Annotated in this window: 19 protein-coding genes and 2 tRNA genes; 11 read left to right on the top strand and 10 right to left on the bottom strand. The window is 43.6% G+C overall.

Annotation, left to right across the window (positions count from 1 at the left end; all coding sequences use genetic code 11):
• Position 1 precedes the first annotated feature (1 nt).
• From I6E86_RS02185 to recN, 6 genes are all read right to left on the bottom strand, one after another.
• Positions 2-1,216 carry a methyltransferase gene (locus I6E86_RS02185; protein ID WP_197174861.1) on the bottom strand — a complete coding sequence of 405 codons (1,215 nt, stop codon included), beginning with the start codon at positions 1,214-1,216 and terminating at the stop codon, positions 2-4.
• A gap of 120 nt (positions 1,217-1,336) precedes the next feature.
• Positions 1,337-1,663, bottom strand: coding sequence for a sulfurtransferase TusA (tusA, locus tag I6E86_RS02180; RefSeq protein WP_197175047.1), 327 nt, complete (start codon positions 1,661-1,663; stop codon positions 1,337-1,339).
• Positions 1,664-1,720: 57 nt separating this feature from the next.
• A complete protein-coding gene (locus I6E86_RS02175; RefSeq protein WP_197174860.1) occupies positions 1,721-2,239 on the bottom strand; it encodes a hypothetical protein in 519 nt (172 codons plus the stop codon).
• 94 nt (positions 2,240-2,333) lie between these two features.
• On the bottom strand, positions 2,334-2,900 hold the full coding sequence (ruvX, locus tag I6E86_RS02170; RefSeq protein WP_227680478.1) for a Holliday junction resolvase RuvX: 567 nt from the start codon (positions 2,898-2,900) through the stop codon (positions 2,334-2,336).
• A 56-nt stretch (positions 2,901-2,956) separates the two neighbouring features.
• Complete coding sequence (locus tag I6E86_RS02165; protein ID WP_197174859.1) at positions 2,957-3,520, bottom strand: YqgE/AlgH family protein; 564 nt, start codon at positions 3,518-3,520, stop codon at positions 2,957-2,959.
• Positions 3,521-3,664: 144 nt separating this feature from the next.
• Entirely contained in the window at positions 3,665-5,344 is a 1,680-nt protein-coding gene (gene recN / locus I6E86_RS02160) for a DNA repair protein RecN (RefSeq protein ID WP_197174858.1), read from the bottom strand.
• Positions 5,345-6,115: 771 nt separating this feature from the next.
• On the opposite strand from recN, the gene I6E86_RS02155 reads away from it, so the two are divergent.
• The gene (locus I6E86_RS02155; protein ID WP_197174857.1) at positions 6,116-6,451 is read left to right on the top strand and encodes a pyrimidine/purine nucleoside phosphorylase; all 336 of its coding nucleotides are present in this window, start codon (positions 6,116-6,118) and stop codon (positions 6,449-6,451) included.
• A gap of 253 nt (positions 6,452-6,704) precedes the next feature.
• The gene (gene rlmB, locus I6E86_RS02150) at positions 6,705-7,475 is read left to right on the top strand and encodes a 23S rRNA (guanosine(2251)-2'-O)-methyltransferase RlmB (protein WP_197174856.1); all 771 of its coding nucleotides are present in this window, start codon (positions 6,705-6,707) and stop codon (positions 7,473-7,475) included.
• On the opposite strand, the gene coaE is transcribed toward rlmB, so the two are convergent.
• From coaE to pilB, 4 genes are all read right to left on the bottom strand, one after another.
• Positions 7,438-8,130, bottom strand: coding sequence for a dephospho-CoA kinase (coaE, locus tag I6E86_RS02145; RefSeq protein WP_197174855.1), 693 nt, complete (start codon positions 8,128-8,130; stop codon positions 7,438-7,440). The two genes, rlmB and coaE, sit on opposite strands and share 38 nt — an antisense overlap.
• Positions 8,131-8,253: 123 nt before the next feature.
• Complete coding sequence (locus I6E86_RS02140) at positions 8,254-9,153, bottom strand: prepilin peptidase (RefSeq protein WP_197174854.1); 900 nt, start codon at positions 9,151-9,153, stop codon at positions 8,254-8,256.
• A gap of 8 nt (positions 9,154-9,161) precedes the next feature.
• Positions 9,162-10,385: a type II secretion system F family protein gene (locus I6E86_RS02135; RefSeq protein WP_197174853.1), complete on the bottom strand. Its 1,224-nt coding sequence runs from the start codon at positions 10,383-10,385 to the stop codon at positions 9,162-9,164.
• A gap of 216 nt (positions 10,386-10,601) precedes the next feature.
• Positions 10,602-12,317 carry a type IV-A pilus assembly ATPase PilB gene (gene pilB, locus I6E86_RS02130; protein WP_227680477.1) on the bottom strand — a complete coding sequence of 572 codons (1,716 nt, stop codon included), beginning with the start codon at positions 12,315-12,317 and terminating at the stop codon, positions 10,602-10,604.
• A 418-nt stretch (positions 12,318-12,735) separates the two neighbouring features.
• Here pilB and tpiA point away from each other — a divergent pair, with 418 nt between their 5' ends.
• The 9 genes from tpiA (at position 12,736) to truB (ending at position 21,643) form a co-directional block, all read left to right on the top strand.
• Complete coding sequence (tpiA, locus tag I6E86_RS02125) at positions 12,736-13,548, top strand: triose-phosphate isomerase (RefSeq protein WP_197174852.1); 813 nt, start codon at positions 12,736-12,738, stop codon at positions 13,546-13,548.
• A 215-nt stretch (positions 13,549-13,763) separates the two neighbouring features.
• Entirely contained in the window at positions 13,764-14,072 is a 309-nt protein-coding gene (gene secG, locus I6E86_RS02120) for a preprotein translocase subunit SecG (RefSeq protein ID WP_021814138.1), read from the top strand.
• Positions 14,073-14,214: 142 nt separating this feature from the next.
• Positions 14,215-14,298, top strand: a tRNA-Leu gene (locus I6E86_RS02115).
• A gap of 124 nt (positions 14,299-14,422) precedes the next feature.
• A tRNA-Met gene (locus I6E86_RS02110) sits at positions 14,423-14,499 on the top strand.
• A 465-nt stretch (positions 14,500-14,964) separates the two neighbouring features.
• On the top strand, positions 14,965-15,465 hold the full coding sequence (gene rimP, locus I6E86_RS02105) for a ribosome maturation factor RimP (RefSeq protein WP_197174851.1): 501 nt from the start codon (positions 14,965-14,967) through the stop codon (positions 15,463-15,465).
• Positions 15,466-15,607: 142 nt separating this feature from the next.
• Entirely contained in the window at positions 15,608-17,092 is a 1,485-nt protein-coding gene (nusA, locus tag I6E86_RS02100) for a transcription termination factor NusA (RefSeq protein WP_194363385.1), read from the top strand.
• Between the two features lie 149 nt (positions 17,093-17,241).
• Positions 17,242-19,965: a translation initiation factor IF-2 gene (gene infB / locus I6E86_RS02095; protein WP_194363386.1), complete on the top strand. Its 2,724-nt coding sequence runs from the start codon at positions 17,242-17,244 to the stop codon at positions 19,963-19,965.
• Positions 19,966-20,152: 187 nt separating this feature from the next.
• Positions 20,153-20,542, top strand: a complete 390-nt coding sequence (locus I6E86_RS02090; protein WP_194363387.1) for a ribosome-binding factor A — start codon at positions 20,153-20,155, stop codon at positions 20,540-20,542.
• A gap of 9 nt (positions 20,543-20,551) precedes the next feature.
• Positions 20,552-21,643 (top strand): tRNA pseudouridine(55) synthase TruB, encoded by a 1,092-nt coding sequence (gene truB / locus I6E86_RS02085; protein WP_197174850.1) that lies wholly within the window; start codon positions 20,552-20,554, stop codon positions 21,641-21,643.
• Positions 21,644-21,737: the final 94 nt, after the last annotated feature.

Here is a 21,737-nt window from a genome sequence, read left to right as displayed (position 1 = left end):
GTTAGATAAGTGTTAAACACCATAACGAGGTAACTTCAGCACTGCGCGCGACATGTAGCGGGTCTGTATCATCTTGGCTGCGATTATGCTTAGGTTGGGTATCTAGACGATATTTTACCGCCAATCCCGCATCAGCAAACAAGCTTAATAACTCATCACGGGCACGCAGTTGTAGGTGCTCAGCTAAGTCCGACATGATCAACCAAAGCTCTCCATGCTCAGCTAAGTGTTGTTTGGCACCTTGCAACACCCCACGCAGCATCGCGCTCTTGGCATCATAGACGGCGTACTCAAGAGACGAGCTTGGCTTAGCAGGTAACCAAGGCGGATTACAGACAATCAGATTGGCGAGCGGTGCATCAGTCGGATACAAATCCGCTTGCTGCAATTGTACGGCAGGTAACTCTAACCGTGTAAAGTTCTCGTCGGCACAGGCCAAAGCACGTGGATTCAAATCCGTTGCTATCACTTGCGGAACGCCGCGTTGCGCTAAGATAATAGCCAGTAATCCTGTTCCGGTACCGATGTCATAGGCGACATCATGAATCGCTGGTAGCGGTGCATCGAGCAACAGCTGCACATACTCATGACGGGTTGGTGCAAAGACGCCATAATGCGGGAAAATTGATAAGCCTAAGCTGTCTATTGGGACGCCTTTTTCGCGCCACCCTGCTGCGCCAAGTGCGCCTTGCAAGTCACGAAATGACAGCACACAAGACTCATCTATCGCCTTATCTAACGGGCCAAAAGCTGCTGTACAGGCCGCACTGACGTCGGGCGCACGGCGTAGTTGGCTGACATAACTGGCATCGAGCTCTAGTAGCAAACGGCTTAATATGCGTGAACGCTGCGCTTGGAGTTGGCGCTGTTGATGAAAGAGGTTAGGTATTTCTTTAGAGCTGACTGAATCAGATTCTGCTGTAGGTTTCGCTGCTTTATTAGCCGCTTTTTTTGCTTTACGCAGCTCAGAGCGCTCATTGGTACGATCTATGCGACGACCGAGCGCTTGTAGCAACTGGCGTGCATTATGAAAATCACCGCGCCATAGCAGTGAGCTACCTTCGCACGCCAAGCGATAAGAATCATCTGCGGTCGTTGTATCATCGACCAATACAATGCGCGCAGGTGGCATATGATTGCTTTCAGACAACCAAAGAGCATTACGTAGAGTTTCGTTTTCTTGCCATTGTACATACTGCTTTTCTATTTGTAACACGTAATAGCCTACCTTTTGTGAAAGATATATCTCGTACAAAGTAAAGATATCTTTATATTGTTTGTTGCACTGTCAATATTTTGCTGTGACTAATGCTTTGCTGCGGTAACTTAAGTGAATTTAAGCGCTTTTTTTCTTAACCAAATAGCGATAAAGCGTCACACTTAGGGGTGCATCATCATCACTATCCACTTTGATTTCATCAGGGTCAGTATCTAAGCTCACGTTTTCAGCCAGCGTCTCTTGACCGAGTAGCTCATGGCCCAAATGTCGACAGAAATTAGGAATGTCGCGCGTGGTAGCGGGATCAGTGGCCAATATCTCAATCACCTCACCACCATCTGCGCTACGTATTACTCGGTGTAGCATCATAATGGGCTCAGGGCAGATCAGCCCTTGGGTGTCTAAGTGGTGATTGATAGCAGTGTCTGGTATAGAAGTGGTCATAGTCATGATAATAACGCTAAATGGATGGATTTGAGAACGAGTGGTTGTTTCAATCGTTTAAGGGTGCGTACTGTCTGGATCATCTACAATGACTGTCTCTGACGTTTCATCAATATCATGCTCATCAGCGACTTCCAAAAAATCAAAAAACCGCTTAAAACTGACTTTAAATAAAAATGCCACACCCAGCCAACAAGACAATCCAAGCCATACGGTATCAGCAAATAATAGCCCGCCAATCAATATGATGGTCGATACACCGATACTCATGGCAATCATCGAAGGCTGGTTTAAGCGATAACGATAAACCACCAGCGCATCATAAATGGTGATCGGAATTGTGAGGGTAATTAATGCATAGGGTAGGTTGTAAAATAATTGATAAAGTAGTTGATTGTCATGGAAGGCTTTGACACTAGCAATCGTACCAAACACGATGAATGCAATAATGGCGGCATAAATGAGATAAATCGCTATTTGGTTTGCCCGCTGTGCGCCTTTGATACGAGCGATAGCAAGTGGCGCAAAACCACGTTGTGATTTATTCTGCGTTGATTGGTCTGAGACAGTGGTCATAGAGTTCAGTCATTTATCCATTAAAAGGGGCGATATATCAGAAAGTAGCGGTGCTTTTGAAAACGATGCTATTGAGCATGAAGCGGTCGCGTGATTAATCGGCTTTGATCGCATCAATAGCGATACTGCTGCTTGGATCAGCGAAGTACGTCGACAGTAGAATACAGGCTGAGATGTCATCAATCGGGTCCCGCTCATTTTGAATCCAACCATTATCCCATGCTATCTCACGCGCCGCGACTGAGGTCAAACGCTCATCACAGAGACTCACGACCACTGGCAAATGCTGTTCCATAATTCTATGAGCTAGACGACGAGCGAATTTGTGCGCACGCTTAGACAACATTGAGCTACTGCCATCCATATTAAGCGGTAGGCCGACGACCACCTTTGACACCCCCCATACCTTAATAATACCGAGTAGATTATCCCAGTCAGGCTGACCATTATTCATCACGAGAATATCAAACGCACGTGCCGTTTCGGTAATACTATTACCCAGTGCCATGCCCATCTTTTTGACACCATAATCTAATGATAATATCAGATGCGGCTTAATGGGCGCTTCAGCGCTGTCAGAATCCGTCTCTATTGCATTGGTGCTATCTGTTATGTTGTTCTCGATTATAGCGCTGTCTGTTTTAAGGGTGCTGTCTACCATAGTAACGGAGGTTTCCTATTCTGGTTTTTTATGTCTGTATTCAGGCGTATGTGGTATTAAGCGTGACCAATATCGCTACTTAAGTAGTCAAAATTGATGCCGATTTTATCAGCCGCTATTTGCCAGCGCTCTTCAAATGGCGTATCGAACAATAAGTTCAGATCCGCAGGACACACTAACCAATCGCCGTTACTCAGTTCTTGATCCAACTGTTTTTTGCCCCAACTGGCATGACCCAAGCATAGCTGATAATGACCCACCCCTTGACCTGCGGCGATACGCTTTAGGATATCTTGACTGGTCGTGATGCAGACATTTTCTGAAATAGCGAACGAGGAGGCCCATTCGGGTTGGCCTGTATGTAGCACAAAGCCGACCTCAGGATACATAGGACCACCTTCTAGTGCCACATCTTCCATTACTTGAGGGTCAGTTACTTCTATATCTAAGTCTTCTAACAGTTTGCCAACGCGAGATTGCTCTAACGGTCGATTGATCATCAGACCGAGCGCGCCGTGCTTGTCATGACGGCAGATATAAATAAGAGCCTGCTCAAACCTTGGGTCTGATAGCTCTGGCGCTGCGATCAAAAAATGATGAGTCAAATTGGCTTTAGACATAGAAAAAAATGCAACCTAATAAGAAGGGTGGAGCACCACTATATGGTGATGACAACTATAAAAGCAAGATTGAAGCCAATCGCGACACTTATTACTGACTATAAGGATTTAGGCATGAATCGTACCTTTGTTAAAAGGCTTTGGCTATTTCACATCGGATAGCAAGCTACGAGCATGATCACGGGTGACCTCTGTGATAATAACACCGCCTGACATACGTGCCAGCTCATCGACCTGAGCCTTGTCTGTCAAAATCAGCAGCTCGCTTTCAGTCTGCTCTTGATGATATTTTTGCACTAGGATATGTTGATGTGCTTGTGCTGCCACTTGTGCTTGGTGGGTAATAGCAAGTAGTTGCTGCGTTTTTCCAAGCTCACGGAGCAGTTCACCAACCACCTGTGCAGTACCGCCACTGATACCCACGTCGACTTCATCAAACACCAGCATAGGTTTGGCAGCGTTATTGTCCGCATTGGTCGCTTGTAATACCTGCATGACCAGCGCCATTCGTGACAGCTCACCACCAGAGGCGATTTTGTGTAGCGGCTGCATCGGCATACCGACGTTAGCGCTAAACAACAAGTCAATATCAAAGCAGCCTTGTGCATTATAGTGGCTCGGTTCGGCCTTTTTTGTAAAAACAAACTCACAGCGGGCATTTGGTAGTGCCAGTGGTTGCAGTTGCTTAATCAGCTGTTTGCTGACAATTGGTGCAGCTTTCGCACGTTCTTTGTTGAGCTTAGTTGCTAGTGTGAGATATTCTTGCCAAGCCTGCTCAATTTGTGCTGCCAGCGCATCGCTACTTGGCTCGTTCTCTAACAGCCCTAATTGGGTTTCCCAGCCTTTTGCTTCATCGATTAAATCACTCGCTGGCAAGCCATGCTTACGTGATAAACGATGACCCAAGCTGATAAGACTGTCCAATGTCTGCAAGCGTTCAGGATCAGGTAGCTGCTGCTCAGCATAGTCAGATAGCAGCCCTGTCACTTCAGTAATTTGCTGCTGTGCTAAATGCAGCTGTTCAGAGGCTTGCTCAAAGGTTTGACTGACGCTCATTTGATTATCACAGAGTTTGATTGCTTGTCCTAGCAAGGTCATGACATCAGGCTCGTCCGTGTCATTATCAAGCAGATGTAAGCCGTGACTGGCCTCTTGCATCAGTGCTTCGATATTAGAGAGTTCTTCGTGTTCAGATTCGACCTCTGTATAGTCGACGGCCAACAATGGCGCGATATCTGCCAATTGGCTTTGTAAAAGCTGTATGCGGTCTTGGCGCTGAGCTTCGCGGCTGGCGATGTCATCTGCGCGGCGTTTTAGCTGCTGATACTGCTGGTAAATGCTGGCAGTTTGCCGCGCTAGCGGCGTTATCTGTGCCATCTCATCGAGCCACTGCACCACAAATTGCGGCTTAAGTAAGGCTTGCTGAGCATGCTGACTGTGAATATTGACTAGCAACGCGCCCAAGCTTTTTAGCTCAGCCAGACTCACAGGCGAGCCGTTCAACCATGATTTTGAGCGGCCCGTATTACTGAGCTGTCGACGTATCAAAATGTCAGGATCTTCTAGCGACCGATCATTTTTGGCAAACCAATCCGCCACGACGCTGTTATTTTCTATATCGAACTGTGCATAAATATCTGCATGCGCGGCGCCATGTCGCACCATTGCACTGTCTGCACGCTCACCGACACATAAGGATAATGCATCAAGTAATAAAGACTTGCCAGCACCTGTTTCACCTGTGATGACATTGAAGCCTTCAGCCACGCTCAGCTCATGCTGAGCAATCAATGCAAACTGGTGTAAAGTTAATGATACGAGCATCAACGCCTCTCATGACAGACAATGGACTTCGCATAATTCTTGGGAAGCCATATGTAAAATAGAATAGATAAAAAGATGGAATTATTTAATTAATCGCCTGAAATCAACGAATGCTCATGCATACCTTAGGCAAATAGTATGGTGTTAAATGCGTTTAAATACAAATATTAAGCACTGAAATAGTGTGAATTATTGTCAAAATCTGCTCATTAGACCTGCGAAAATGAATCAGCATCTATTGGCGTAACGTTCGCAATAAGGGCGCGTAGCGATGACTTATCTAGTCAAAACAATGTCTATATACTGGTAAAGTTTATGGGGAATGCTGACCAAAATATATCTGCTATAGTAACAAGGACTTGCTCCACAAAAGATAAACAAGTCGAGGTAGTTGAGTCATGAAATAGCATTTCCTGGTCGCTTTAACAAACTTTATAGATATAATGTGGTAGCATAATCTCACATAATGATAAACTCTTAGGGTTAGAATTATGAATTTTACTACATGAACATAAGTCATAATTTTGTAAAATTATAGGCGTATAGTCATAAAGATATATGGCTCAATGTGTTAGTGACTTTGACAAAGGTTATTATTATCTCTGACATACAGCCATTGACCGTGTAGGGATTTAACCAATAGAGCAATGTAATACCCAAATGATACAGTATCTAGAGCCGTATAGTTCTTCTGTGTTCTTCACTCTAGCAACACTTCAATCAGTTACTTATTTTTTAGTTTTGCCATAATTATTTGATAAGGAAGCCACTATGACAGCGGCGCAATTTACTAATGTAACCGTTAATGCCCAAGCGACAGTATCTTATGATGGTCGCTGCTCAAGCCATACTATTATGTTTGAGGACGGCCGCCATAAGACCCTCGGCGTCATCTTGCCTTGTGATAACTTGGTCGAGCATTACCACTTTAGCACCAATACCTCTGAGCGTATCGAAATCACTGGTGGTGAGTGCGAAGTAAAAATAAATGGTGATGATGACTTCAGTTATTACCGTGCAGGTCAGTCATTTGTCGTCGAAGGCAATAGTGGCTTCAACCTACGTACTGAAGAGATCGTGCAATACGTGTGTCATCTAGAAGGCTAGTAGGCTTGACGCCTACTTCTCATAACAGGGCTCATCAGAGTCATCGACACATTGTTCGATGCAGTGTTAGTTAGACAATATTGATCAAATGTATAAAAAATAAACAATATCTGAATGGTATTGTTTATTTCTGTTTTTAACATCTAATCTATCGTTATCTCATCGGTAATGGGTAGGCATACTCAGCACCAATGACACTCTCTTTTATCTCATCGTCTCGTACGATACTCACTTTATATTCAATAGGCCTATTATGGCAAAACCCATTTATTTTTATGGCATCCATGCAATCGATGCCTTACTCGAATACCGCCCTCTTGATGGACTTAGCCTTTTTGTACAGCAAGGTCGCGAGACGGACAGTCATGTACAAGCGATCATGTCAACAGCAAGCGATAACGGTATCAGCATACAACCCACCCAAAAAGATAAGCTGACACAGTTGTGTGGTAGCCCGCAGCATCAAGGCGTAGTGCTTAACGCGCGTCCGTTAGGTTTTGCTGACGAAGGTCTGCTTGATACGCTCGCTGGGCGTGATCAGTGTCTTTTATTGGTATTGGATCAAATCACAGATGCGCATAACTTTGGTGCTTGCTTGCGTACAGCCGTGGCAATGGGTGTGGATGCCGTGGTCTGTCCGAAACATCATGCCGCAAGCCTAACGCCAACTGTTGCTAAAGTATCCGTTGGTGCCGCTGAAATGATGCCGATTATTAGCGTCACCAATTTGGCACGTACACTGTCAAAGATTAAAAATGCAGGGGTTTTTGTGTTTGGTACAGCGCTCAATGCAGATGCCAAACCCATTCATGCAGCAGATTTGACAGGCAAAACAGCCATCATCATGGGTTCAGAAGGAGAGGGCATGCGCCGCCTGACAATGGAGAGCTGTGATGAGCTGGTCTATATTCCAATGTCAGGAAACGAGCATGGTAATCTACAAAGTTTAAATGTCAGTGTGGCAACCGGTATGGCGCTATATGAGGTCAATCGGCAGCGTACTTTAGCTGCTGGGCCAGCTTAAGGTATTCTTGATGTAAGGGTTGCAGCTGTAAGTATAAAGCAGCAAGGTCACTCTCATTCAAGATTACATCATCGGCCTGACGGTTGCGCTCTTCGCGGCCTAACTGGTTGGTCATAATGGCTTTGATTTTCTGTACGCTTTGATGATCGCGCTGACTGGCACGGGCAAGCTGCGTGTCTGCAGTGGCATCCATCACCAAGATGCGTTGACACAAATTGGCAAGTCCAGCTTCTGCGCCCTCAAGCAACAGGGGTGCTGACAATATTAGATACGGTGAGGTACTGGATGCCAGCTGTGCTTTCGCGGTCTCACGTATCGCTGGGTGAGTGATGGCTTCAAGCTCGATCAGGGCTTCAGCATTTGCAAACACGTGCGTGCGTACAGCGGCTCTATCCATTGAGCCATTATCGTCTAATACCCAGTCACCAAATTTCTTTTGAATTTTTCGTAACGTATCGCTGCCTTTGGCTACAATCTCATGAGCGATCACATCAGCATCAATAATATCGACGCCTTGCTCTGCGAACCATGCGCTGGCTGCTGACTTTCCGCTACCGATTCCACCTGTCAAACCGACGACTAGCGTCTTACTTGTAGTTTGTGGGCTTTGTGGTTGATGTGAGTAAGGTGAAGAGGCGTTTGTATTATTTATCATAATGATGACTTATTTGGTTGGTATCGTAATGGTAGCAATTGCCAGTTGGAAATATAGCTTTCAAGTATGACAGCTAAAGGCTGATGGTTTGCTGTCACAATCTGTTTTTACGGTTATAAATTATTAAGGGTACATACCAAGGTACCAGCTGACGATGTCTGAACCATATAACAATGCAACGATACCTGCAATCGCGATATAAGGACCGAAGGCAAAAGGTTTACTCTCACCTTGTTTTTTCATCAATATCAATCCAACGATCGAGCCGAGCAAGGATGACAGCAGAATAATCAGTGGTAGCATCATAGGCCCGAGCCACGCACCCAGTACAGCTAGGAGCTTAAAGTCGCCTTGCCCCATACCATGTTTTTTGGTGATTAAATAAAATATTTTGACTACTATCCATAGCGACAAAAATCCAAATAATAATCCCCATATGGATTGTGTTGGTGATACAAACCAGCTTTGTGAATTGACAGCCAATCCTAAACCCGCTAAAGGGAAGGTTAAGCGATCGGGTAATAACTGGGTATCGAAATCAATACCCGTTAGTGCAACCAATGTCCATACCAGTACCAGTGCGGACAATCCTGTAGCATTCACGCCGAATTTATAAATCACCAACACTGACAGCAAAGCGGTGATGAGCTCAACAATGGGATAGCGTATACCAATAGGCGCTTCACAGTCTGAGCACCGTCCACGCAGTGAAAACCAGCTTATTAAAGGTATGTTTTCATACCATTTGATTTTATGAGCGCAATGCGGACAGCGTGAGGCTGGTCGGCTAAGCGTAATAGGCTGGTCAGTAGCGACAACATTGGCTAATGGCTGCGTATGCCCGCGCGGCATGTCTGCTTGTTCAAACATAAACTGGCTGCATTCTTGTCGCCAGCTATGCACCATCATCAGTGGCATACGATGAATGACGACGTTTAAGAAGCTGCCAACACAAAGCCCCAATAGACCGAATACGAATAAAGCGAGCGTCATATTTTCTTGTAATAATTGTATTAGTTGCATCAAATTGATTATCCTACGACTGCGCCCATTTGGAAAATTGGTAAGTACATTGCAATTACTAAGCCACCAATCAATACACCTAATACAGACATAATCAGGGGTTCCATTAAACTGGTCAAACCATCGACCGCATTATCGACTTCGTTTTCATAATAAACAGCAACTTTATCTAACATTTCCTCCAAACTACCAGATTCTTCACCGATACCGACCATCTGAATAGCTAGGCTTGGGAATAGATTAGTCGAGCGTATGGAAAATTGTAATTGCTGACCGGTAGAGACATCATTTTTTATTTGCTGTGTTGCATTATAAAAGACCACGTTGTTGGTCGCGCCAGCCGTAGAGTCTAAGGCATCAATGAGCGGGACACCCGCAGCAAAAGTTGTGGATAGAGTACGGGCAAAACGAGCAATAATGGCTTGATAAGCTATGTTGCCAAAGATGGGTGCTTTTAATACAGCACGGTCTAAAAGGTCACGAAATTTCTTAGACCGTTTTTTGGCTTCAGTAAAACCAATAATACTTCCGCCAATGACAATGATTAAAATAAACCACCACGCCTGCATCCATTCAGACATAGCTACGACCATCTGGGTAAATGCTGGTAGTTCCGCACCAAATGACTCAAACAATCCAGAAAATACAGGTACGACTTTTACTAGCAAGATTATAGTGACAATGATTGCGACGACAATCACCGCAATCGGATATTTCATTGCTTTTTTAATCTTGGCTTTTAATAACTCACTTTTTTCTTTGTAAGTAGCAACACGCTCAAGCATGGTTTCTAGTGCACCTGATTGTTCACCAGATTCGACCAGAGAGCAAAATAAATCATCAAAATAACGTGGATGTTTGCGCAATGCGAAAGCAAAGGTACTGCCTGCTTCGATATCTGCTTTTATCTGCAGTACCAATTCCTTCATACTTGGATTATCTAGAGAGTCAGCCACAATTTCAAACGATTGTGTCAGTGGTACACCCGCTTTCATCATCGTGGCCAATTGCCGAGCAAAAATAGCAATATCAATGGCTTTGATGGCTTTTTTAAAGGTATACAGAGGCTTTGGTTTTTTCTTGATACCTTTGACCGTAATACCTTGTTTGCGTAAAGTTGCCTTGGCAAGCTCTAGGCTACGACTGGTGGTTTCACCTTTTACTTTCTGCCCACGCCGATTTACCCCGTCATAGGTAAAATCTAACAACATATCGGTCTTAGCTTTTGCCATCTTTCTACCCTCAAAATTGTCTAATATAGATATCGCAAATGTACAGCCCGATAGTTGATAGAGTGTTATGTTCAGGCATACTTTATTTTAGCGCAAAAAACCAGTGCGCATCTGTTTTATTTTTACAGGGTGCTTGTAGTTATGGTTGCTGATTTATGACAGTTGATACTGTTAAATTTAATAATAATGCAAGGACTCCTTTGGAGCCTATAAGAATTATTCAGAGGTAACGCGCATCATCTCTTGGATACTGGTGACACCTTGCAGCACTTTTAAAATACCTGAGCGCCTTAAATCACGAAAGCCATTTTTTAGAGCCGCGTCTTTGATATCGATGGCATTACCATCTTCCATTATAATGCGTGAAATATCAGGACTGACTTTCATTACCTCATAAATACCGACACGCCCTTTATAGCCTTCACGGCATTCATTGCAGCCGATCGGCTCATAAATGACATTGTCGGCATTATCTAAGTCAGCTTCTGTAAAACCAAGTTCAAGCAGACTTTGTCGTGGAATATCGAGAGGTTTCTTACAGTTTTTGCATAAGCGTCTGGCCAATCGTTGGGCAATAACCAAATTGACGGACGTTGCAATATTAAAAGAAGCCACACCCATATTACGCAAACGCGTTAAGGTTTCAGGCGCTGAGTTGGTGTGCAGGGTTGAGAGCACCATATGTCCTGTTTGCGCCGCTTTAATGGCAATTTCAGCAGTCTCTAAATCTCGAATCTCACCGACCATGACAATATCAGGATCTTGACGTAAAAAAGATTTGAGCGCATTGGCAAAGGTTAAACCAACCTTGGCGTTGACATTGACCTGATTGATACCTTCAAGGTTAATTTCAACAGGATCTTCTGCAGTAGAGATATTGGTGGCGCCAGTATTTAGTATGTTGATACCAGTATAAAGCGATACGGTTTTACCAGAACCGGTGGGTCCTGTGATAAGTAACATACCTTGCGGCTTATGTAGCGCTTCTAAAAACATTTCTTGTTGATCAGGCTCATAGCCCAAGGCTTCGATACCGAGCATTGCCGATGAAGGATCTAAGATACGTAGCACGATTTTTTCACCGAATAACGTCGGTAATGAGTTTACTCGAAAATCAATGGCTTTATTTTTGGATAGTTTGAGCTTGATACGGCCATCTTGCGGTACACGGCGCTCTGAGATGTCCATCTGCGACATGACTTTTAGGCGAGCTGCAATTTTACTGGCAAGCTGGACTGGTGGATTGGCCATTTTTTGCATGACACCATCGACACGAAAGCGTACTCTAAAAGATTTTTCATAAGGCTCAAAATGTAGGTCAGAGGCTCCCATACGAATGGCATCAACCAACATTTTATTGACGAACTTTACGACAGGTGCCTCATCGACACCGTCATTAAGTTTGGTTTCCCCATCTTCTGTATCTTCATCAGGATTTTCGAAGCCAACGTTGAGATCGCTATCAGAAAAGCTATCAAAGCTTTGCATGGTATCCGCATAAACACTTTCAATTCGCTTCTTTAGCTTACCTTCTTCGACAACAATCGTCTCGACTGACAAGCGGGAGTTAAAGGCAATCGCATCGATGGCATCCACACGCGTTGGGTCACTCAGTGCTACAAACAGTCTCTGTCCACGCTTGAATAGTGGCAGTGCATTAAATTTGCGAACGATTTTTTCATCGACCAGATCTTTAGGGATAGTATCTATACTGAGAGCATCAAGATCAAATAAGGGGTCACCAAAGGCTTGTGATAGCATCTGAGCAAGTTGATAGGCATCAGCCAACTTATTGTCTACAAGATAAGGTACGAGTCCTATCTGTTGCTGCTGCGACTCAATCTGTACCGTTTTCATGTTCGCTTCGCTAACAACCCCATCATTGATAAGCTGCTGTGCTAAACCACCATACTTACTGTTTGTGATAGACATTATGACCCCTTCTTAATACAAAGTTTTTCGCACATTTTTATGATGTGCAGATACTGTTTATTTGCCATTCTGAATTTATTTATCGTTTTCAGTTTTTGTGATACCGTCTCGCCCCATTAAATCAACATTGATGCGTCAGTGACTGATAGCGTTCGGATGCTCTATTAGCAACCTTGTCACGGTATCAGTCTTTATTAGCAGTAATAATATAGGACTTTACTTTAGTTTGAAGAGTTTATACAGACCATTAAACGTTCAATGCAAAAATATTAGTGCTTCATTCCGCACATCTTGATGGCAGCTCTTGAAAGCGATGCTACTTCTGTTGGCACTCTACTATAGCACTTGCGAAATATTTGTTATACTGACGCGCATATTAGCCGAATTGGCATGAATACATGAGACAAGGTAGATGAGTATGCAAGCTTGGGTGATTGGTAATTGGAAACAGAATCCTGCAACGACGAGCGCTGTCAATGCGCTGCTAGATGATTTATTGTCTAAGGTCGACGCTGAGGAGGCAACCAATCCAGCAATGGCAAACAGCCGTTGTCAACTGATGGTAGCACCAAGCTGTATTCATCTGAGTGCTGTTAGTGCTCGCCTGTCGGGTAGCTCGATACTCAGTGCCGCACAAAATATTAGTAGTCATAGTGCCGATATAGGGGCTTATACGGGTGACTGTTCTGCACAGCAAATCGCAGATACAGGAGCTACTTGGACGATACTGGGGCACTCAGAGCGTCGTCAATACCATCAAGAATGCCATGATAGTCTGGTACAAAAAATGTCACATGCATTTGCACAAAACTTGGGTGTGGTATTCTGTATTGGTGAAACCCAACAGCAATATGATGATAAGCAAACCCTTGACGTCCTAGACCTGCAGTTGTCTGTGATCAAAGAAGTGCTTGAGCATCAGCCAAATCTTATCGCATCATTATCTGATCGTCTGATTATTGCTTATGAGCCTGTATGGGCAATCGGCACTGGCAAAGTCCCAACTGTGGCAGAGGTGAGTAATACTCATCAGCATATCAAGCAACGAGTGGCAAGTTTTGTTGATATGTCGGATGCGATTACTGTCCTATATGGTGGTAGTGTCAACGCGGATAATGCAGAAAGCTTTGCATCAGATCCTATGATTGATGGCGCGTTGGTTGGCGGTGCTTCATTAAAGGCTGAGAGCTTTTTGATGATTGCCAATGCTTTTAGTCAGGCCAATGCCTAGTTAAATAAATAACACTCAGATATCAAAGCCATAGCGTATATATAGTATGCCTTTATCAGTTGGCAAAAGTAGGTTTAACAGTGCACTTGCAATCGTGTACAATGCGCCTTATTTATACAATCGAGTTGGCATGATTAGACGCTCATTGTCATTGCTATTAACCTTCAGTTTTATTTTTCGTTATCAGTCGTCATTACGCGGCAAAAGAGGCCACCATGTTTACGTTTATATTAGCCCTGCATATTATTGTGGCGATTGCCATGATTGGCTTGATTTTGATTCAGCATGGTAAAGGGGCAGATGCTGGGGCTTCTTTTGGTGCGGGCTCATCAGGTACTGTATTTGGTGCCGCAGGGACTGCCAATTTCTTAACACGTGCAACGGCGGTATTGACGGTCATATTTTTTATCACCAGTATGACACTGGCGGTTCATGCTCGTAAGCAAGCTGAAGATCAGTTTCGTCTAGATGCGCCTGTGTCAGCGCCGCAAACGCCACGCCCATTGACGCAAAACCCTGAATAAGTATCTTTTAAGCAGGCAGGCCTTGCTATTTCGCTGCGTTACATTTACAATGCTTTTCTGTTTTCGCAAGTCCTTATTTATTGATGCCTACCTTAAGCATCCTATATAGTAGATAAGAAGTTAGAGATCAGGGCAGTAAAATGCGATTGTGGTGGAATGGTAGACACGCCATCTTGAGGGGGTGGTGGCGCAAGCTGTGGGGGTTCAAGTCCCCCCAATCGCACCAAGTTTCACAGACGCAGCATAGCGTCAGGTTAGGTTTTTTAGTAGCAGATACTTAATTTATAATTAATTTAAATAAAGTGTTGACACTTCTACATTATCTCCCTATAATATGCGTTCTAGATTGATGCGGGGTGGAGCAGTCTGGTAGCTCGTCGGGCTCATAACCCGAAGGTCGTTGGTTCAAATCCAGCCCCCGCTACCACTTTTTATACTGATGTTTTGTACACTAAATTTGTCAGTACCGATTAGCCCACCATTATGCTTGTGGGTTTTTTTGTATCTGATGGTACGTGTTATCGCGGTATCTATCCCAATTATGCTAAGCTCTAAATCTATAGAGTACGAGATTATTCGTCATTTGCTGATACCAGCGCGATGTTTCTTGAGCAACACTATCCTTTATTCCTCAATCTTTTACCGATAGTAGTGCTTTATGAATCATAAAAGCATTATTTGGCTGAGCTTGATGTTTTCTATGCTCATCCCTATATAAATACACAACGTATATCATATGTTTGTGGATTAAAATTATACAATGACCGTCATTCTTATAACTATATACTGGCTATTCACTAGAGGCTTGCTATAAATAGGTAAGAAAAGAGCAATGCTCTGATACGGTTTACCAAGTACGATAGATAAGTGAATAGGAAAAGACAAATAGATTATGAAGCTTTCGACCAAAGTTGCAGAACTGACTAGTATTATTGCTCCTGCCGTAGCCGCTTGTGATGTGGCACTATGGGGCATAGAATTCGCGCCACAAGGCAATCGTTCTTTGCTGCGTATCTATATTGAGGCATTGCCAGAAGTGCAAGCCCAAGATAAGCAAGTGACCATCGAAGATTGTGCTGCGGTAAATCACCAAGTAAGTGGTATTTTAGAGGTTCATGACCCTATCTCAGGCGAATTCATCTTAGAAGTATCCTCACCAGGTTTTGATCGTGCATTTTTCTCAGATGAGCAGATGCATGGTTATGTCGGTCAAACCGTTAGCTTGCGTTTGATCCAAGCGATCGGCGAAGGCGACCAAAAACGTCGCAAGGCAACGGGTATTTTAGACAGTATTGATGAGAATTCTCTACAACTGACGTCAAGTGATGGTCAGCAGTTTGAAATTGCACTGAGCAATATCGATAAAGCCAATTTGATTTATGTAGATGCTTAATTTTATCTGATATAAAGTGGGTAGCTACTAAGTCGTCATTGGTTTTATTTTAAATAGGTTATATGACTTATAATTGAAACATAATATCAATACACAAATTATAAAATTTGAGTCAATCAAAAAATGATAGGACAGGTATAGCATGAGTCGTGAAATCTTAACGGTAGTAGAAACTGTCAGTAATGAAAAGGGTTTAAATCCTGAAGATATTTTTGAAGCAATTGAAGATGCTTTAGTAGTATCGACTAAGAAAAAAGTATACACCGAACAGCCAGAAGTGGAGGTACGGGTTGCCATCGATCGTGCAACGGGTGATTATGATACTTATCGTTACTGGACAGTGGTTGCAGATGAAGACCATGAAATGCCTGCTTGTCAGCTAGCTATTACGGACCTTGATCAAGAAGAATGGTCAATCGGTGATATCAAAGAAGAGCAGATCGAGTCGATCGAATTTGGTCGTATTGCTGCGACTCAAGCTAAGCAAGTCATCATTCAAAAAATCCGTGAAGCAGAGCGTGCGCTTGTCGCAGATGCCTTTGAGCCACGTGTTGGTGAAATGATGTATGGCGAAGTCAAAAAGCAAACTCGTGACGGTTATATCATCGATTTGGGTGATAACGCCGAAGGTTATTTGTCACGCGATCAAATGTTGCCACGTGAGCAACTACGGGCAAAATCACGTATCAACGCGATCCTCTATCATGTAAATCGTGAAAACCGCGGTGCACAGCTGTTGTTATCACGCACGCATCCTGAAATGCTATCGGCATTGATGCAAAAAGAAGTGCCTGAGATTGCAGAACAAATTATCGAGATTCGCAATGTCGCTCGTCTGCCAGGCACTCGTGCTAAAATAGCGGTCAAGACCAACGATCATCGCATCGATCCAGTCGGTGCTTGTATCGGTATGCGTGGTACACGTATCCAAGCGGTACAGCAAGAGTTAGACGGTGAGCGTATCGATGTCGTGGTTTGGTCAGATGATCCAGCCCAGTTCATCATCAGCTCTTTAGAGCCTGCTGATGTTAGTAGTATCATTTTAGATGAAGATATGAAAACAGCAGATATTATCTTTAGCACTAACGACCAGTTGGCCCGTGCTATTGGCTCACAAGGTCAAAACGTCCGTTTGGCGTCTGAGCTAACAGGTTATAAGTTGAATATGATGCTTGAAGAAGAGTATCAGCAACGTCAACAAAACGAATCTAAAGCGTTCATTGAATTGTTCTATGAGCGTCTAGAGGTAGATAAAGATTTAGCCCAAGCGCTTGTCGATATCGGTTTTACCAGTATCGAAGAAGTGGCTTATGTACCAGTCGATACTTTTTATGATATCGAAGGTCTGGATGACGACGCCATTGACATGATTCAAGAACGTGCCAAAGAAGTCGTCATTGCTGATGAGCTGGTCAAACAACAAAACATGAAAGAGCCAAGTCAAGAGCTACAAGAGCTTGAAGGTATGACCGTCAGCTGGGCTTATAAAATGGCACAGCAAGACATCATTACCGTTGATGATTTGGCAGAACAAGCCGTCTTCGATCTAGAAGATATCGAAGGTTTAGACTCTGAAACTGCAGGAAAACTCATCATGAAAGCTCGGGAATCTTGGTTCGATGAATAAGCGGTAACTGCATATCGCTGTCTTTTGGTGATATGCTATTGAAAATAAAGCGCTGGTATTGATTTAATATATACCAGCCTTACCCCAATCATTTGTAGCCAACAACTGAATTGAACATATAGCAAATAATAGACAGTAGGTGATAATAAATGGCAGATAAGACCGTCAAAGAACTGGCAGAAATGGTAGGCAAAACTACAGATGCTGTAAAGCAGCAATTGGTAGATGCTGGATTACCTGCTCGTGCAGAGGGTGACTTAGTCACTGAACTTGAGCAAGAGAAGTTGGTGACGTATTTAAAGCAAAGTCATGGTCAACAAGACAAGCGTCGCATTAGTCTTAAGTCTAAGACGACCAGTACTGCGCGCGTGACTGGCTCTTCAGGCAAATCTAAGAGCGTCAACGTTGAAGTGCGTAAAAAGAAAATATTTGAAAAGCCAAATCCAGAACAAATGGCTGAAGAATTGGCTGCGCGTGAGCAAGCGCTGATTGAGTCTCAAGAGCGTGCTGCTAAAGACGCTGAAGAGCGTGCTGCAACCAAGAAAAAATCTGAAGAACGCCAAGCGGCAACGTTAGCAGCAATGCGTGCAAGCTTAGGTTCTAGCAAAAAATCAGATGACAAGAACGATGATATTTCTACATCGGTTGTTGTGAAAAAAGGCGGCAAAACCACGGTTGAAGTTAAGCCAAAAGAGCAACCAAAGAAGAAAGTTGCCGCAACCAAGCCAAAAATTGAAACCGCTGCTGAACGTAAAGCGCGCGAAGTACGTGAAAAAGAAGAAGCGCGTTTGCGTGAAATCGAATCTAAAACACGCCGTACTCAAGCTGAAGAAGCGCAAAAGCGTACGCTTGAGCAAATGCGTAAAATGGCTGGCCAATATACGGACCAACCTGCTGCTGAAGTTCGTAAAGATGAACCATTGGCTGAAGGTTTGGTCGGTGATGCATTAGAAGAGTCGTTTGAAAAAGAGCGACGTGAAATCAAACGTGGTGCGAATAGCACTGGTACTCGTGGTCGTCGTCGTAAGAACCAAGATGAGCGCGAAATCAAGAACCGTAAAAATGGTTTACGTTCGACACAAGCTTCACAGCATAAGTTTGAAAAACCTGTTGAAAAAATTGTTTATGACGTTGAAATCAGTGAGCAAATCACAGTAGCAGATCTTGCTCAACGCATGGCAGTAAAAGCTCGTGAAGTGACCAAATTACTTATGAAAATGGGTGAAATGGCTCGTGAGTCAGACACCATTGATCAAGCAACTGCAAGCTTGCTTGTTGAAGAGATGGGTCATAACCCAGTACCAGTTAGTGATACTAAAGTTGAAGATGATCTACAGTACGCCGTTGATGAGCGTAGTAGTAACATCCAGACTCGTCCGCCAGTAGTGACTATTATGGGTCACGTTGACCATGGTAAAACATCACTGTTAGACAAAATTCGCGAAACGAAAGTTGCGAATGGCGAAGCGGGCGGAATCACACAGCATATCGGTGCTTACCATGTAAAAACCGAGCGCGGTGTTATTACTTTCCTTGACACGCCAGGTCACGCCGCCTTTAGTGCCATGCGTTCACGCGGTGCTCAAGCGACCGATATCGTTGTGCTAGTCGTTGCAGCTGATGATGGTATGATGCCACAAACAGCAGAAGCGATTGATCATGCACGTGCTGCTGGTACGCCAATTATTGTTGCTATTAACAAAATGGATAAGCCAGGTGCTGATCCTGACCGTGTTCTCAATGAATTGACGACGAAAGAAGTCGTTTCAGAAGAATGGGGCGGTGATACACCAATGGCTCGTATCTCTGCCAAAACTGGCGAAGGTATCGACAACTTGCTAGAATTCATCAGTTTGCAAGCTGAGCTGATGGAATTAGAAGCACCACTAGACGGTGCTGCGCAAGGTGTGGTCATTGAATCAAGACTAGAAAAAGGCCGTGGTCCTGTTGTTAGTGTCCTCGTCAAAAAAGGTACCTTGAAGCAAGGTGATTTGGTTCTAGCTGGTGAGCATTATGGTAAAGTTCGTGCACTAACTGATGAACATGGCCAACGCATTCAATCAGCTGGTCCTTCTATCCCAGTAGAGATTTTAGGTCTACCTGAAACACCTGCCGCTGGTAGCGAGTTCTTAGTAGTGACGGATGAGAAAAAAGCACGTGAAGTGGCTGATTTCAGAAGCAATCGTGAGCGTGAGCGTCAACTTGAACGTCAGAACGCTATGCGTTTAGAGAGCATGTTTGATCAAATGGAACAAGGCGATGTGTCATTCTTGAACATTGTGTTGAAGACAGATGTTCGCGGCTCACTAGAAGCATTGCTTTCGGCACTAAATGAGCTATCAACTGACGAAGTGAAAGTCAGAGTGATTAGCTCAGGCGTTGGCCCTATATCTGAGTCTGATGTCACTCTAGCAGAATCTAGTGAAGCAGTACTATTGGGCTTCAACGTTCGTGCAGATGCTACCGCACGTCGTAAAGCAGATACTGCCAATATGGATATTCGCTATTACAGTGTTATCTATGGTTTGATCGATGATGTCAAAGCAGCAATGAGCGGTATGCTTGCTCCTGAACATCGCGAAAAAATCTTGGGTGTTGCAGACGTTCGTGAAGTATTCCGTTCTAGTAAGTTTGGTGCTGCAGCAGGTTGTATGGTCGTTGAAGGTACAATCTATCGCAACAAACCTATTCGTGTATTGCGTGATGACCAAGTTATCTTTACCGGTCAATTGCAGTCATTACGTCGTTATAAAGAAGACGTCAATGAAGTACGTACGGGTATAGAATGTGGTCTAGCGGTTCGTGGTTACAATGTCGAATCTGGCGACAAAATCGAAGTCTTTGAGATTCAAGAGTTCGCACGTACTATCTAAAGCTGCTGCTTGATAGTCAGATGTTTGCTAATGCAATAAAGCCAACTGGCTGAGCGTTTCAGATACTCTGTCGATATTTAGCTGTACTTAGGCCTAACAGGTACATCCTGCTAGGCCTTTTTTAGCAATTATCCATCATAATTTATATAATAGAATATTAAAAACATATTAATCACAAGGTAATCACATGAACCAACGCTTACAACGCTTGTCCGATCAAATTCAGCGTGAGCTTGCAGTCCTTATTCGCGACGCAGTTAACGACCCTCGTTTAACGGGTTTTGTCACGATCTCTAGTGTCAAAGTCAGCCCAGATCTCGGTTATGCTGATGTCTACGTTACTATCATGGAGCCTGAGCTCAATGATGCAATGACCAAGACCAATCATGAAGACAGCATAAAAGTACTAAATAAAGCAGCAGGTTTTTTACGCACTGAATTAAGCCATAGCCTAAAGACACGTACCACACCGCGCTTGCGTTTTCACTATGATGAAGTAACCGCTCGTGGCAACTATATGATGGACTTGATCAGTAAGGCTGTCACCAAAACTGAGCAAAACGAAAATGACGAGTAAGTTATCATTATGTCTATATCGTCCAAGCACACTGAAAAAAAAACCAATGACACACCTGATAAAACAAAAGTTTCAGGTGTTATCTTGGTGGATAAGCCAAAAGGCATGACTTCACAGCAAGTGGTGTCAAAGGTAAAGTATCTGTTTAAGTCGCCAAGTCACGACAGCAAAAAAGCAGGTCATACAGGGACGCTTGATCCAATGGCAACAGGCTTACTGCCTATTTGTTTAGGTGAGGCCACTAAATTTAGCCATTATCAGCTTGATGCTGACAAATCCTATGAAGCAGTTATTTTACTTGGTGGTCAGACCGATACTGGTGATGCAGATGGTCAAATCGTTGAGCAAGCAGCTATTCCAACATTCGATACTGTAATGTTAGAGCGAATTTCTCAGCAATTCTCAGGCGCTCAGCAGCAGATACCTCCAATGTACTCTGCGCTAAAAAAAGATGGCAAAAAACTCTACGAATATGCCCGTGCTGGTATAGAAGTAGAGCGAGCTCCTAGAGATATCGTGATTAAAGCGATTGATTTAAAAGCGATTGATCACGAGCAGATCCAATTGATAGTGACTTGCACTAAAGGTACTTATGTACGTGTTCTTGGTGAAGATATTGCCAAAGCATTAGGTACATTAGGGTATTTGACAGCATTGCGACGTACGCAAGTTGGTGATTTCAATATTGGTAATGCGATAACTTTGCCAGAATTAGAAGCGCTAGCGTTGGATAGCCGACAAGGTCAGCTGATGCCAGTAGATGCTTGTGTCAATATCGACGCTGAGATGATGTTGACGACTGAACAATGTGCTCGTATACATATGGGTCAACGTTTAAATGTGTTTGAGCAACTGACAGATGACATCAGAAATTATATAACAAACAATATTGATAGCGAATCATCAGACAATAAAGAGATAACTGCTCATAGAGAGGTTATTTCTGAGACAGATATTAGTGATCAATCTATTAATACAAAGCCGTTGATACATGAAATACCGGTAGATATTCGCTTGATAAACGAAGATAGTCAGTTCTTGGGTTTAGGCGCAGTCAGTCTGAATGGTCGACTACAGCCAAAAAAATTAATTCAGCGTTAGTTTTATTCTTGTTAAATAAGTCGCGATAAACCCTTTTTGGCTTACTAACAGTTTACACTAATCACATATCGTCACATTTTATTGCAGGTTTCAC

Origin of the sequence: Psychrobacter sp. SWN149, from assembly GCF_015864565.1 — a bacterium.
GTDB lineage: Bacteria > Pseudomonadota > Gammaproteobacteria > Pseudomonadales > Moraxellaceae > Psychrobacter.
This window is presented reverse-complemented; position numbering and strand designations above follow the sequence as displayed.

Bases quoted from the DNA above. Each gene is read 5' to 3' on its own strand.
- nusA (WP_194363385.1), top strand. From the start codon at position 15,608: ATGAGTCGTGAAATCTTAACGGTAGTAGAAACTGTCAGTAATGAAAAG.
- I6E86_RS02165 (WP_197174859.1), bottom strand. From the start codon at position 3,520: ATGTCTAAAGCCAATTTGACTCATCATTTTTTGATCGCAGCGCCAGAG.
- I6E86_RS02090 (WP_194363387.1), top strand. From the start codon at position 20,153: ATGAACCAACGCTTACAACGCTTGTCCGATCAAATTCAGCGTGAGCTT.
- I6E86_RS02155 (WP_197174857.1), top strand. From the start codon at position 6,116: ATGACAGCGGCGCAATTTACTAATGTAACCGTTAATGCCCAAGCGACA.
- pilB (WP_227680477.1), bottom strand. From the start codon at position 12,317: ATGTCTATCACAAACAGTAAGTATGGTGGTTTAGCACAGCAGCTTATC.
- ruvX (WP_227680478.1), bottom strand. From the start codon at position 2,900: ATGGTAGACAGCACCCTTAAAACAGACAGCGCTATAATCGAGAACAAC.
- rimP (WP_197174851.1), top strand. From the start codon at position 14,965: ATGAAGCTTTCGACCAAAGTTGCAGAACTGACTAGTATTATTGCTCCT.
- I6E86_RS02175 (WP_197174860.1), bottom strand. From the start codon at position 2,239: ATGACCACTGTCTCAGACCAATCAACGCAGAATAAATCACAACGTGGT.
- truB (WP_197174850.1), top strand. From the start codon at position 20,552: ATGTCTATATCGTCCAAGCACACTGAAAAAAAAACCAATGACACACCT.
- tusA (WP_197175047.1), bottom strand. From the start codon at position 1,663: ATGACCACTTCTATACCAGACACTGCTATCAATCACCACTTAGACACC.
- coaE (WP_197174855.1), bottom strand. From the start codon at position 8,130: ATGATAAATAATACAAACGCCTCTTCACCTTACTCACATCAACCACAA.
- recN (WP_197174858.1), bottom strand. From the start codon at position 5,344: ATGCTCGTATCATTAACTTTACACCAGTTTGCATTGATTGCTCAGCAT.
- I6E86_RS02140 (WP_197174854.1), bottom strand. From the start codon at position 9,153: ATGCAACTAATACAATTATTACAAGAAAATATGACGCTCGCTTTATTC.
- rlmB (WP_197174856.1), top strand. From the start codon at position 6,705: ATGGCAAAACCCATTTATTTTTATGGCATCCATGCAATCGATGCCTTA.
- I6E86_RS02135 (WP_197174853.1), bottom strand. From the start codon at position 10,385: ATGGCAAAAGCTAAGACCGATATGTTGTTAGATTTTACCTATGACGGG.
- infB (WP_194363386.1), top strand. From the start codon at position 17,242: ATGGCAGATAAGACCGTCAAAGAACTGGCAGAAATGGTAGGCAAAACT.
- secG (WP_021814138.1), top strand. From the start codon at position 13,764: ATGTTTACGTTTATATTAGCCCTGCATATTATTGTGGCGATTGCCATG.
- tpiA (WP_197174852.1), top strand. From the start codon at position 12,736: ATGCAAGCTTGGGTGATTGGTAATTGGAAACAGAATCCTGCAACGACG.